Genomic DNA, 12,836 nt, shown 5'->3' on the forward strand with positions numbered 1-12,836 from the left:
AGAATCAGAAAACTAGATTAGTTCGTCTTCATAATAGTTGATACGACTGTTATGAAGACATTTTTTTTACGTGATTTGCAGGTATGAGTAAGCAACAGGAATCGCTCGAAGAAGCACACAAGTTTCGCTACTGGAAAAGCCAGATGGAAGCGAATGGAATGAAGATTAACGCCATCAAGGAGGCTTACATTCGTCGCCGACATAATGGCGAAGTGCTCTTTGCGATGCTTGAAGTGGACGCCGATACGCCCGAAGGCGATAAAATTCCACCCGCTCTCTTTCTGAAAGGTCATGCCGCGTCGATGCTGGTTTGCCTGATTGATAGTGCCACCAAAGAGAAGTTTGTCGTGCTGGTAAAGCAACGACGGATTGCCGATGGCTCACAGACCTACGAGCACCCTGCCGGAATGGTTGATGCCAGCGATTCGCCCAACGATGTAGCTGCTCGCGAACTAGGGGAGGAAATTGGCCTGACTGTTACTGCCGATGAGTTGACGAAGCTAAATCCCCATGTCTGGTTTCCGAGTACGGGTACCAGCGACGAAGGCATGCACTTTTTCTATATAGAGAAGGAAATGAGCCGTGATGAAATCATGACGTTTCACCTCAAAAATATGGGGAGTGAAGCAGAACATGAACGCATCACCAGCGTAGTGGCAACGATTCCCGAATCTCATAAGCTTATTACCAATGTGAATGGGCTACTGCTTAATTTTCTGTACCTGAAGCATGTGGGGGATTATGAGACAATGAAGTTATTGTAGACTTGTTTGACGTTTGTAGTTGGATGTTGGTTGACGCATAGTTGCTTTCGCGTCAGCCAACATCCAACTACAAACGTCAAACAAACATTTAAACCAAAACACCATGGACGAATTTATGCAGGAGGCCATCAATCAGGCCCGGAAAAGCCTGAGCGAAGGCGGTATTCCCATCGGCTCGACACTCATTAAAAATGGTAAGTTGGTTGCCTCCGGGCACAACAAACGTGTGCAGGAAGACAATCCGATTCTGCACGGCGAAATGGACTGCCTGAATAATGCAGGCCGTGTTGGCTCGTTTCGGGATACGGTCATTTACTCGACGCTTATGCCCTGCTACATGTGCGCTGGTACGATTGTGCAGTTCAAAATTCCGAAAGTAATTGTTGGCGAATCGCGGACGTTTCCAGGAGCGCGGGAGTTTATGGAGCAGCATGGTGTAGAAGTAATCGACCTCGATTTGCCCGAATGCGTTGAGATGATGAATCAATTCATTACTGAGAAACCAACGCTCTGGAATGAAGACATCGGGGAGTTATGAGTTAGTGGCATATGTTACCTATCCAATCACGATACGTCACATATGCCACTACCGTAATCAACTGACCCTGTGCGTTTTCCTGTCTTTTTTATCGCCCTAACGGCGAGCTGTATTCTTGCTGTTGAGCTACAGGCGCAGCGATCGGTAATTTGGAGTGAAAAGCCTGGAACCTGGCTACTCAACGCGGGTTTGGGTACAACACGGTATACCGGTGATTTGAGTGAATTTGGAAATGTAGCCCATTTGCAATTGGGGGCTGCCGTTAACCTGGCTGCGGCCTATCGGGTTTCGCAACAGCTTTCCTATCGGGCGGAGGTGCAGCTTTACTACATTTATGCTCAGCAAAAATATACCCGCAATTACTACAATAATCTCTCATTCAAAAGCTTGAATCCCGACGTTTGGGCGGGTGTTCAAGTTGATTTATGGCCTGTAAATGACCCTTACAAGGCCACTATTCCCTATGTACTGGCAGGTGTGGGTATTACTTATATGAGGCCGAAGGCCGTATATCAGGGTCAATTATACGGTCTTTCTATACTACAGACCGAAGGTGTGAACTATAACCAATTGACGGGCATCATTCGCTATGGATTTGGCCTGCCTCTATTGGCTAATGAGCGATTTCGGTTTAACCTGGAGGGCGCCTACACGCACGTCTTGAGCGACTATCTGGACGATGTTAGTTCGGTTTATGCTGACCGAAGCGTCATGAGTCCATTAGCCGCTGCTTTATCTGATCGGCGGGCCGAACTGGGCACTCCACTTAACCTACCCGGCGAACAGCGGGGTAATACGGGTAAAAATGACGGGTATTTTACACTAACGGGGCGTCTGGTATTCGTAATTATCACGCCAGGCCAACGTAGTTACCGCCGACAGATTGGTCGTTAGGCTTTTGGGGGCTTTTGCTGTAATTTTGGCCTAAAACCCGGCAGTGATGCCTCCCTCAACCGAATGAGTCCAGCTATTTTTGTTGATGCCCTTCAAAACGAACTCCAGTATATTCAATACGGGCAATATCCGCCCGAACTCTATGACCCCATTCGATACATTATGAGTCTCGGCGGTAAGCGCATGCGTCCGTTATTGACGCTCATGTCGACTTACTTATTCACCGATGATTGGCAAAAGGCTATTCGGCCAGCCTTGGGAGTAGAGGTTTTTCACAACTTCACGCTCATGCACGACGATATTATGGATCAGGCCCCATTACGTCGGGGGAACCCGACTGTGCATGAAAAATGGAATGGGAACACGGCCATTTTGTCGGGCGATGTGATGCTGGTGAATGCCTATCAACTGTTGCTGACCGTTGAAGCGGATAAACTAAAGCCTGCTTTGGAACGCTTTAGTCGGACTGCTGCCGAGGTGTGCGAAGGCCAGCAAATGGATATGAATTTTGAAACTCGCTGGGATGTTACCGAAGCTGAATACATTGATATGATTCGCCTGAAAACATCGGTCTTGCTGGGTTACGCGCTTGAGCTTGGTGGCTTAATTGGCGGTGCTGATGTTGAAACCACTCGTCACCTGTACGAAGGTGGGATGAACATTGGTGTTGGTTTTCAGTTAAAAGATGATTTGCTGGATGTATACGGCGACCCCGCCAAGTTTGGTAAACAAGTTGGGGGCGACATTATCGCGAATAAGAAAACCTTTCTACTGATCGAAGCACTTCAGCAAGCGAAAGGGGCCGTTCGGGACGAGTTAACGAACTGGCTAACCCAAACAAGTTTCGACAAAAGCGAAAAAGTGCAGGCCGTGACTGCCATCTACGATCAACTAGGTATTCGTCAACAAACCGAAGCGCGAATTAACGAGTACTTTGCTCGTGGATTTTCCAACTTCGATCAGGTTAATGCCAGATCTGACCGGAAGAATTTATTGATTCAGTTTACCCATCAATTAGTTGAACGCGAAAGCTAACTGATTTACGACATGCGAATTACGATAAATCAGCTATCGTAATTCGCACATTGTAAATCGTAAATCAATCTACATGAGCATAACCCTTATTATCATAGTCATTACGGTCCTGATCAGTATTGCGGCCTGGAATAATTACAACCTGATGGATCGGTTGATTATGAATCCTTACCGGGTGGCAAGCCGCGGAGAATACTATCGACTGATTACGTCGGGTTTTTTGCATGCGGATTGGGGCCATTTGTTTTTTAACATGCTCAGCTTTTACTTCTTTGGTGGATTTATTGAGCAATTATTTAATTACTTATTTGCAAGCAGTGGGCCGATCTATTTAGTTGGGTTTTATTTAGCTGCCATTTTGGTGTCTGATATTCCTACGCTTCTGAAGCATAAAAACGATCCGGGATACAATTCGCTGGGTGCGTCTGGGGGCGTATCGGCCATTATTTTTGCCGCAATTCTATTTCGCCCGTTAACGCCTATCTACCTGTTTTTTATCCCAATTGGGATTCCCGGATTCATTTTTGGCCCCTTATATCTGGCCTATTCCTACTATGAATCTCGTCGTGGGGCAGGTAATATTAACCATGATGCCCACTTCTACGGAGCACTATTTGGTATCTTGTTCATGGTTATCGTATACCCGCAAGTACTGCCTGACTTTTTTGAACAGATAGCTGGCTGGCGATTATTTTAATTTACCATGTTCAGTCTGTTTAACCAGCCATATCCGTCTACAAACGCGCCTGTGCAGGAATTGCGTAAGGCCGCTGTGATTGGGGTATTTGTTGGCTTGTTTCTGCTCGTTTTTCAGCCGTTTGGCATCAATTTATGGGAGACTCCCTATAAGGTACTCAAGGTACTTGGGTTTGGCGCCGTTGCGTTTGTTATCACAGCGGTAAACTTCATAGGCTGGCCGCGGCTTTTTCCTGGGTTTTTCGGCGATCAGAACTGGACTGTTAGGCGAGAAATTGTATTCGTAACCATCAATGTTCTGCTAATTGCTATTGCAAACCGACTGTATCTGATAGGATTATTAGGCCATGAAGAACAAAGTGGTTTAAGCTGGATAAAGATGATTTTAGTGACCTTTCTGATTGGAATTTTTCCAATTACGGGTCTGGTATTACTTAACTATATAAGGCAACTCAAGAAATACAGCCAGGCCGCGGCCGATTTGCCAATTCATATACCTCCTTCAGAGGGACTCACGAATGCCAGTCCATCGACTATTGTCCCCACAGAAATAGTTGGTACTACAGTAACACTCGTTGCGGATAATGAAAAAGACAAACTGGTACTATCGGCCGAATCGCTGATTTTTATCGAATCCAGCGATAACTACTGCACTGTCGTTCACCTTAAAAATGGCCAGCCTGTTAAACCGCTTCTACGAAGTAGCCTGGGACGGCTGGAAAAGCAGATAGCGAAACCGCACATTGTTCGGTGTCATCGCTCGTATGTTGTTAACCTGAACCGGGTTGAGCGCGTAACGGGCAATGCGCAAGGGTACAAGCTTCACTTACTGGATGGACAGTTTCAGATACCGGTGGCGCGGCAGTATAACGAGACGCTGGTGGCTGAACTAAAAACCTTGTAAAACACCCCACCATTCACCCCAGATGCCGGTTTTAGGTACCAAACATCCCTAAAGGTGCTGTTCATCCCTTTTAGTTGCAGCGAGCTAACGGGTTGATGTAGGTTTGTCCCAACAAACGACAAACCCACAAACGGCCATGAAAACGCTGATTATTGCTCTGCTCATTATTCATATAGCCACTGGTGTTACGGCCCTATTGGTTGGCCTGATTCCCATGTTCTCTAAAAAAGGGAGTCAGTTGCACAACCGTACCGGACTCATCTATGTGTATTGCATGATTACGGTTGCCCTTACGGCTCTGCTATTATGCGCCTTGCAACCCTTCAAAATGATGCGGCTATTCCTGACTGGTATTGCCATCTTTAGTTTCTACCTGAGCATGACGGGCTGGCGGGCAACAAAGCAGAAAAAAACAGGTCCAACGCCAGTTGATAAAGGACTTACCTTCATCACCTTGTTGGTAAGTGTAGGAATGATCGGATTTGGAGTCTATTTACTGGTGTTAAATGGGGCATCTTTTTTCCCGATTTTATTCTCTTTTTTCGGACTCTTGACGTTAACATTTGCCGGCCGAGATATTCGATTTATGAATCGTCCTACCGAGAAAATGCATTGGTTCTTTCAGCATTTCACACGCATGGGCGGCTCATACATTGCCACATTTACAGCGGCTTTAGTCACGAATATGGCTCGTATATTACCCGCCAACGCGCCTGAATGGGCCGCTACACTCAGCTGGATTGCACCCAGTATCCTCGGCGCTATGGTAATTAGCCGCACAGTACGCTATTATAAGAAGAAATTTAGTGTAGCGAAGACACCCGTAGTGGCCTGATCATTTTTGCAAGGACTCTTTAGCTGTTGCCAATGCTTTCTCAGCCCATTGCTTCATTTGCTTACCTGAATAGTGCAGGCCATCGGAGGCAAACTGAGTCTCGTCGCCGGAAGCGGATCTACTTAGGGGCGTAATGTCGATATAAGCAATGCCCAATTTTCCGCATTCTTCGTTAGCAATCGCGTTGAATTGATCAATTGCCTGGGCAATACTGGCTTTATTTTGTCCCGCAGCAAATGGTGACACGCCCCAATCGGGAATTGAGAGCACCAATACGTGGGCTGTTTTTCCCCCCGCGAATTTTGTAGCCGTTTGTAGTAGTTCCCGAAACTCAGTACGGTAACGTTCCTGACTCTGACCCCGGTATTGATTGTTAACGCCGATCAAGAGAGAGACTAGATCATAGGTTTTCTGGTTTCCACTGGCTTTTATGGCGTCCTGTAATTCGGCTGTTGTCCAGCCTGTTCGGGCTATTATATCAGGATTTGCTATATCCAGACCATCTTTGCGGAGCAGGCCTGCGAGTTGGACACTCCAACGATCGGCTTCCGAAACACGCTCCCCAATGGTATATGAATCCCCAAGTGATAGGAAACTGTATTTCGACGCGTCGGCCTTCGGGTTCTCGATCATATTGGGTTGGGTGCATGCCAAAAAAAAGTTCAGAACCAGGATTTGTATGATTTTATTGATTGCCATGATTTCGAGCTAATATTTAGAATGAAATAAACGTGATTAGTTTATTTTCAGATTTAGCTACAAAATCATAATAATCATTTAAATCATAAAAATCCTGGCGGGGCCGCCCGCGCGGTCAGACTTACTCCTGCTCGAGTAAAAACGCCTTGATAAATGGGTCAATATCCCCATCCAGAACGGCTTCAGTATTAGAGGTTTGGTAACCGGTTCGGTGATCTTTGACCCGCCGATCATCTAATACATACGAACGTATCTGCGAGCCCCACTCAATTTTCTGCTTACTGGCTTCTACTTCGGCGCGGGCTGCGTTCCGTTTCTGGACTTCAATTTCGTAGAGCTTTGATTTCAGCAAGCGCATCGCTACTTCCTTGTTCTGCAACTGGCTCCGTTCCTGCTGACACTCGATGATTAATCCCGATGGCTTATGCTTCAGCCGGACAGCTGTTTCTACCTTGTTCACATTCTGTCCACCAGCACCACCCGATCGGAAGGTATCCCAGTCAATATCAGCTGGATTCACCTCAATGTTAATCGTGTCGTCAATTAATGGGTACGCATAAACCGACGCAAAGGAGGTATGGCGCCGTGCATTGGAATCGAAGGGTGAGATTCGTACTAGTCGGTGAACACCATTCTCCGACTTCAGGAAACCGTAAGCCAGTGGACCATCTACCTCTATCGTGGCGGATTTGATTCCGGCCGTATCACCATCCTGATAGTCAACCTGTTTCAGGCCGTAGCCGTGTTTTTCGGCCCAGCGCATATACATTCGGTACAGCATTTCGGCCCAGTCCTGACTCTCTGTTCCGCCCGCTCCGGCGTTTATTTCGAGTACGGCGCTGAGTTGGTCTTCCTCGTTCCCAAGCATTTTTTTGAGTTCGAGGTCGTCGAGTGTAACCGATAACTTACGGCCTTCTTCGTCCACTTCTTCTTCACTCACATCACCTGCTTCGTAAAATTCAAACAGTGTTTCGAGATCACCGAACTGACTGTTTAGTTTTTCATAACCGGTGGTCCAGCCCTTAAGGGCGCGAACCTGCTTCATAACGCCTTCGGCTCGGGCAGCATCAGTCCAGAATTCAGGCTGGAAGGTCTGCTGCTCGAGTTCTGCTAAATGTTCTTTCTTTGCATCGTAGTCAAAGATACCCCCTTAGAGCCTCTACTCTGGCTCTCAAGTCGGTCAACTGGTCGGTTGTCATGAACTTGTCGTATTCGTTTAATTAATACAATAATGGTAAAAGTCGTTTTCCTGACCTTTCTCACAAAGATAGAACAAAAGGAGGTGGACAATGGGTTTGCCTTCGGTATCAACTTTTCGCCCTACCTTTGCGTTCTGTAGTCAAGGACATTATACATTTTTTCATTATACATTCTCTTAAAAACTAATGGCTTCACAGTACGATGTAATCGTTGTGGGTAGCGGGCCGGGCGGCTATGTAGCTGCTATCCGGGCGTCGCAGTTGGGTTTAAAAACCGCCGTTGTTGAACGCGAAAGCCTTGGCGGCATATGTCTGAACTGGGGCTGTATCCCAACCAAAGCCCTGCTTAAATCAGCGCAGGTTTTTGACTATATCAAGCATTCTGCCGATTACGGAATCACCGTTTCGGGCGAATCGAAAGCTGATTTTGGAGCGGTTATCAAGCGGAGTCGGGGCGTAGCCGAGAGCATGAGCAAGGGCGTTCAGTTCCTGATGAAAAAAAATAAAATTGATGTGATCAATGGTTTTGGTAAGGTAAAGCCCAGTAAGAAGATCGACGTAACGGCTGCTGATGGGAAAGTTACTGAGTACGAAGCCAAACACATCATTATTGCTACCGGAGGCCGTGCCCGCCAATTACCGAGTGTGCCCATCGACGGCAATAAAGTGATTGAGTATCGTAAAGCCATGACACTCGACAAGAAACCCGACAGTTTACTGGTGATCGGTTCTGGGGCAATTGGGGTTGAATTCGCCTACGTATACGCCAGTATGGGTACTAAAGTGACGATTATCGAGTTTCTGCCAAACGTGGTACCCGTTGAAGACGAAGACATCTCGAAAGAGCTGGCTAAGCAATACAAAAAGATTGGCATCGATATTTACACCAAATCAGAAGTAACGAAAGTAGATACCACCGGCAACGGCTGTAAAGTATTTGTGAAGACACCAGACGGGGAGAAAACCTTTGATGTCGACATCGTGCTGTCGGCAGCTGGCGTTGTTGCCAACATTGAAAACCTGGGACTGGAGGAAACCGGAATTTCCGTTGATCGGGGCAAAATCGTAACCGACGATTATTACCGGACTAACGTTGAAGGTTATTATGCTATTGGCGATGTAACAAAAGGTCAGGCGCTGGCGCACGTGGCCTCAGCAGAAGCTATTATTTGCGTTGAAAAAATTGCAGGCTTACCCCACGTAGAGCCACTGAATTACAACAATATTCCAGGCTGTACGTACTGCACCCCCGAAATTGCATCAGTTGGTTACACCGAAAAAGCAGCTCGCGAGGCTGGCTATGAGTTGAAGGTGGGTAAGTTTCCCTTCTCGGCGTCGGGTAAAGCAAAAGCTGCTGGCGCGCCGGAAGGTTTCGTGAAAGTTATTTTTGATGCTAAATATGGTGAATTCTTAGGCGCTCACTTTATTGGTGCCAACGTAACCGAAATGATTGCTGAGGTAGTAGCCGCCCGTAAACTGGAAACAACGGGCGAAGAAATCCTGAAGACGGTTCACCCGCACCCAACCATGTCGGAAGCCATTAAAGATGCGACCGAAGCTGCTTACGGCGAAGCGATTCACTTGTAATAAATGGATAATGTAAAATGCACAATGAATAATGATGAGGTACTGGTAACCTATAGCCACTCATTATTCATTGTGCATTTTACATTATCCATTTATTTTAAAATCTTCCAGTGCATCAACCCAAGCTTTGTAAAGAAATAAAACAGGGAAGTGCGCAGAACTCCCAGACCGTAGATGGAACTACGCCGAAAATTGATGGATGAGGCTTCGTCAAAATATTTTGTAGGACAGGTTACTTCGCCAATTTCGTAGCCCTTGTAGAAAATCTGGGCAATCATTTCATTGTCGAAAATGAAATCGTCGGAGTTATGGGTAAAGTCCAGATTACGAAGTACTTCTCCCGAAAATGCCCGGTAGCCCGTATGGTACTCCGATAGCTTCTGGTTCATGAGTATGTTCTGGGTGAGGGTCAGGAATCGGTTAGCAATGTATTTATACATCGGCATACCGCCTTTTAAAGCGCCCTTACCCAAAATGCGTGAGGCAAATACAACCGGATACAGCCCATTCCCAATAATGGTAATCATAGCAGGGAGCAACAAAGGCGTATATTGATAATCGGGGTGAAGCATCACTACAATATCGGCACCGAGTTCAATGGCTTTAGCGTAGCAGGTTTTCTGATTGCCCCCGTAGCCTTTATTTCGATCGTGACGAATAACATGGCGAATGCCCAGATTTCTAGCCACCTCAACCGTATTGTCGGGGCTGGCGTCATCCACTAAAATAACATCATCAACTAAGTCAAGTGGAATTTCACGGTAGGTACGTTCCAGCGTTAGGGCTGCCCGATAGGCGGGCATAACCACAATCACTTTTTTATTATTAAACATGAAGCAAAATTAAGAGGTGGGTATTGTTGTGGCAATATTTTTAGCAATTGCAGCCATTTCCTTCACCATATTGGGTGTAGATTTGTTGTTTAACCTACAGCATCACCAGATCCGGGCCTTAATTGGCTGTATATTTAGCAATTATGTTTTCCAGCGAAACCGTATTTTTTCTTGCCTTTGCCGTTTTTGTCCTTCTCATTATGATAGTTGACCTTGGCGTTTTCTCCAAGAAGCAAAGCCATGTTGTTCAATTCAAAGAAGCCGCCATTTGGAGTGCAATCTGGGTTGCCTTGTCTATTGGCTTTTATTTTTTTCTGCAATATTACGGTTATCTGGTTCATGGTATCGACTCATTTGCCCGCCTTCAGGAAGTACGTGATCTCTATGCCGATCATGTTAAATTTGTTCCCGGCAATTTTGCGGCCAGTTTAGAGCGCTTTCAGGCCAATATGGCTTTAGAGTACATTACGGGTTACCTGGTTGAGTATTCTCTTTCTGCCGACAATATTTTTGTATTTATACTGATATTCAGTTCGTTTGGCGTTCACGAACGGTATTACAAAAAGATTCTGGTTTGGGGTATTCTGGGTGCAATTATACTACGTTTTATTTTCATTTTTCTGGGTTCTGCCTTGATTCAGCGGTTTGAATGGATCATGTATCTATTTGGCGCTTTTCTGGTGTATACAGGAGTCCAGTTGTTTTTTCAGAAAGACGAGGATGAAAAAATCGAGCCTTCGAAACATCCCGTAATTCGGTTTGCCAGCAAGTACCTGAACGTCTATCATCGTAACGTAACAGATAATTTCTTTGTCCGCCGGAAGTCAGATAAGAAACTGTTTGTAACTCCCTTATTCCTGATCGTGATCGTTGTCGCATTTACCGATCTGGTTTTCGCCGTTGATTCCATTCCGGCCATTTTCTCGATTACCAAGGACCCCTACATTGTCTTCTTCTCGAATGTGTTTGCCATCATGGGACTGCGGTCTATGTTTTTCTTCCTGTCGAGTATTATGAGCCAATTCCGTTTCCTGAAAGTGGGTTTGGCGGTTTTACTGACGTTTATTGGTGCTAAAATGTTGGCTGAGCACTGGTTAGCAGAATTGGGATTTAAGCCTGCTTATTCGCTCTATATCATTATCGGTATCCTGGGCGTCAGTATTCTGGCTTCGTGGCTTATCCCCGAAAAGAAAGAGAATAGCTAGCCCTTATGAACACAATCTGAGATCAGATTCGTATGATTTAAAAGATTCACAGGATTTTTTACCTTGCCAAACGTTATAATCCTGTGAATCTGTCAAATCCTGTGAAAATTCCTGTTCAGACTGTTCTAAAAACCTTTCGCCGACGCTTAACTAACCTGAGTAGTCGTAACCGTTCACTACTACTGACAAGCTTGCCTGCCGGACAGTTTCTGGATTTGCAGGAAACGGATTTTCTGCTCAACAAACCGGCCTTTAACATCATCACTGATCTGATTAGCCGTAAACCGTCGGTTGCTTTATGTGAGGTGCTCGATCCACGCCAGGAACGTAGTAATGAAGTAAGCCGGAAACTTCGTCGGATTGACCGTACGGCGCGATTTATTGAAGAGGAGCGGGGAACCGAAGATTTATACGTTGGGTGGCCATTTGTAAAAGGCAAGTTTCTGGACGAAACAGTCGTTCATGGGCCGCTACTTTTCTTCCCCGTACAGATTGAACAGCAAGGGAAATTCTGGAAACTCACGCGCCGGGGCGATGAGTTAGCGTTTCTGAATCCAACGCTGGCTTTGGCATATGGCCAGTTTAACCAGGTGAAATTGCCTGATGAACTCATTGAAAAAACAATGGATGAGTTTGATCGAGACCCCATTGCGTTTCGAACCCAATTGTATGAATGGCTTAAAACCACCCCACTTGAAGTCAATTTCAACCCCGATTTATTTGCTGATAAGCTCCAGTTTTTTAACAAGCAAACCACCAAAGATCTCGCTCAACTCGAACGTACTGGCGAATTAAAGCTATATCCCGAAGCGGTTGTAGGTATTTTTCCACAAGCGGGTTCATTTCTGGTGCCGGATTACGATGCCCTTATCGCACGGAGCGAGGTGCATGGAGCAGAGGAGAAGATTCTGGTCGAGGAGGCTAAAGCTGACGCTAGAGAGTTGTTTCCTTCATTCCTTTTCCCTGCTCCTGGCTCCCTGCTCCCTGCGTCCTTCCTCCCAGAACGAAATATTCACACTCCCTTGCCGATGGATGCCTCACAGGAGGCCGCAGTACGAGCGGTGAAAGCTGGTCAGTCGTTGGTAGTGCAGGGGCCACCGGGTACGGGTAAGTCGCAACTGATTGCGAATTTGATGGCTGATGCGGCTGCGTCGGGTAAGCGTGTATTATTAGTATGTCAGAAACGCGCTGCACTCGATGTAGTGCAGGAGCGCCTTCGGCAGGTGGGTATGGCACCGTTTCTGGCCTTGATTCACGATTTTCAGGATGATCGCCGTGCATTATATGCGCAAATTGCCAATCAGATCAACCAGATTGAAGCCTATCGCCAACAAAACAACAGTTTAAATGCAGTTCTATTCGAGCGTGATTTCGATGTGGAAAGTCGCCGGATTGATGAGACAGTTGCTGAATTACAGGTGTTCAAACAGTCCCTTTTTGATACAACAGAGAGTGGTGTATCTGCTAAAGAGCTCTATTTAACCTGCAATCCAATGGCCCCCGTAATCCCACTGGATGATATTTATCCACAATTTCACTTGTCGAATGTGGATAACTTTGTTCGGAGGTTGATAGATTATTCCGCTTATCAACAGCGGCTGGGGCTTATGGACTTCGTGAACAAGGGCTATCTGGGCGGTTTGAGCA

The 12,836-nt window shown here is 46.2% G+C and carries 13 protein-coding genes; 10 read left to right on the forward strand and 3 right to left on the reverse strand.

The genetic code is table 11. The features are described 5' to 3' along the window. Nucleotides 1-83 precede the first annotated feature (83 nt). From ACYVGO_RS03235 to ACYVGO_RS03265, 7 genes are all read left to right on the forward strand, one after another. Nucleotides 84-764: an NUDIX hydrolase gene (locus ACYVGO_RS03235; RefSeq protein WP_142770405.1), complete on the forward strand. Its 681-nt coding sequence runs from the start codon at nucleotides 84-86 to the stop codon at nucleotides 762-764. 103 nt (nucleotides 765-867) lie between these two features. Beyond that, nucleotides 868-1,302: a nucleoside deaminase gene (locus ACYVGO_RS03240; protein WP_460967518.1), complete on the forward strand. Its 435-nt coding sequence runs from the start codon at nucleotides 868-870 to the stop codon at nucleotides 1,300-1,302. Nucleotides 1,303-1,371: 69 nt separating this feature from the next. Beyond that, nucleotides 1,372-2,196 (forward strand): hypothetical protein, encoded by an 825-nt coding sequence (locus ACYVGO_RS03245; RefSeq protein ID WP_460967520.1) that lies wholly within the window; start codon nucleotides 1,372-1,374, stop codon nucleotides 2,194-2,196. A gap of 63 nt (nucleotides 2,197-2,259) precedes the next feature. Next, a complete protein-coding gene (locus tag ACYVGO_RS03250) occupies nucleotides 2,260-3,231 on the forward strand; it encodes a polyprenyl synthetase family protein (protein ID WP_460967522.1) in 972 nt (323 codons plus the stop codon). Between the two features lie 73 nt (nucleotides 3,232-3,304). After that, on the forward strand, nucleotides 3,305-3,928 hold the full coding sequence (locus tag ACYVGO_RS03255; protein WP_142770408.1) for a rhomboid family intramembrane serine protease: 624 nt from the start codon (nucleotides 3,305-3,307) through the stop codon (nucleotides 3,926-3,928). 6 nt (nucleotides 3,929-3,934) lie between these two features. Further along, nucleotides 3,935-4,831 (forward strand): LytR/AlgR family response regulator transcription factor, encoded by an 897-nt coding sequence (locus tag ACYVGO_RS03260; protein WP_460967524.1) that lies wholly within the window; start codon nucleotides 3,935-3,937, stop codon nucleotides 4,829-4,831. Between the two features lie 136 nt (nucleotides 4,832-4,967). Continuing rightward, a complete protein-coding gene (locus tag ACYVGO_RS03265; protein WP_460967525.1) occupies nucleotides 4,968-5,666 on the forward strand; it encodes a DUF2306 domain-containing protein in 699 nt (232 codons plus the stop codon). Here ACYVGO_RS03265 and ACYVGO_RS03270 read toward each other — a convergent pair whose 3' ends face one another. Next, on the reverse strand, nucleotides 5,667-6,365 hold the full coding sequence (locus tag ACYVGO_RS03270; protein WP_460967527.1) for an SGNH/GDSL hydrolase family protein: 699 nt from the start codon (nucleotides 6,363-6,365) through the stop codon (nucleotides 5,667-5,669). A 121-nt stretch (nucleotides 6,366-6,486) separates the two neighbouring features. After that, nucleotides 6,487-7,564, reverse strand: a protein-coding gene (prfB, locus tag ACYVGO_RS03275) for a peptide chain release factor 2 (RefSeq protein ID WP_142770411.1) whose coding sequence is annotated in 2 segments (ribosomal slippage) — nucleotides 6,487-7,503 and nucleotides 7,505-7,564 — 1,077 coding nt in all. Because the reading frame shifts where the segments join, the coding sequence is not laid out codon by codon here. A gap of 186 nt (nucleotides 7,565-7,750) precedes the next feature. Here prfB and lpdA point away from each other — a divergent pair. After that, nucleotides 7,751-9,151 (forward strand): dihydrolipoyl dehydrogenase, encoded by a 1,401-nt coding sequence (lpdA, locus tag ACYVGO_RS03280; protein ID WP_460967529.1) that lies wholly within the window; start codon nucleotides 7,751-7,753, stop codon nucleotides 9,149-9,151. Nucleotides 9,152-9,243: 92 nt separating this feature from the next. On the opposite strand, the gene ACYVGO_RS03285 is transcribed toward lpdA, so the two are convergent. After that, a complete protein-coding gene (locus ACYVGO_RS03285; protein ID WP_142770413.1) occupies nucleotides 9,244-9,984 on the reverse strand; it encodes a glycosyltransferase family 2 protein in 741 nt (246 codons plus the stop codon). Nucleotides 9,985-10,127: 143 nt separating this feature from the next. Between ACYVGO_RS03285 and ACYVGO_RS03290 the strand changes: the two genes are divergently transcribed. Further along, complete coding sequence (locus tag ACYVGO_RS03290) at nucleotides 10,128-11,189, forward strand: TerC/Alx family metal homeostasis membrane protein (RefSeq protein ID WP_460967530.1); 1,062 nt, start codon at nucleotides 10,128-10,130, stop codon at nucleotides 11,187-11,189. A gap of 182 nt (nucleotides 11,190-11,371) precedes the next feature. After that, nucleotides 11,372-12,836 (forward strand): DUF4011 domain-containing protein (locus ACYVGO_RS03295; RefSeq protein ID WP_460967792.1); only part of this gene is annotated, 1,465 nt, incomplete at its 3' end.

It is taken from the genome of Spirosoma migulaei (genome assembly GCF_054776855.1).

What these genes read in the sequence shown, in the direction of transcription:
- ACYVGO_RS03265 (WP_460967525.1), top strand. Translation starts at nt 4,968, where the DNA reads ATGAAAACGCTGATTATTGCTCTGCTCATTATTCATATAGCCACTGGT.
- ACYVGO_RS03240 (WP_460967518.1), top strand. Translation starts at nt 868, where the DNA reads ATGGACGAATTTATGCAGGAGGCCATCAATCAGGCCCGGAAAAGCCTG.
- ACYVGO_RS03260 (WP_460967524.1), top strand. Translation starts at nt 3,935, where the DNA reads ATGTTCAGTCTGTTTAACCAGCCATATCCGTCTACAAACGCGCCTGTG.
- lpdA (WP_460967529.1), top strand. Translation starts at nt 7,751, where the DNA reads ATGGCTTCACAGTACGATGTAATCGTTGTGGGTAGCGGGCCGGGCGGC.
- ACYVGO_RS03235 (WP_142770405.1), top strand. Translation starts at nt 84, where the DNA reads ATGAGTAAGCAACAGGAATCGCTCGAAGAAGCACACAAGTTTCGCTAC.
- ACYVGO_RS03285 (WP_142770413.1), bottom strand. Translation starts at nt 9,984, where the DNA reads ATGTTTAATAATAAAAAAGTGATTGTGGTTATGCCCGCCTATCGGGCA.
- ACYVGO_RS03270 (WP_460967527.1), bottom strand. Translation starts at nt 6,365, where the DNA reads ATGGCAATCAATAAAATCATACAAATCCTGGTTCTGAACTTTTTTTTG.
- ACYVGO_RS03290 (WP_460967530.1), top strand. Translation starts at nt 10,128, where the DNA reads ATGTTTTCCAGCGAAACCGTATTTTTTCTTGCCTTTGCCGTTTTTGTC.
- ACYVGO_RS03255 (WP_142770408.1), top strand. Translation starts at nt 3,305, where the DNA reads ATGAGCATAACCCTTATTATCATAGTCATTACGGTCCTGATCAGTATT.
- ACYVGO_RS03250 (WP_460967522.1), top strand. Translation starts at nt 2,260, where the DNA reads ATGAGTCCAGCTATTTTTGTTGATGCCCTTCAAAACGAACTCCAGTAT.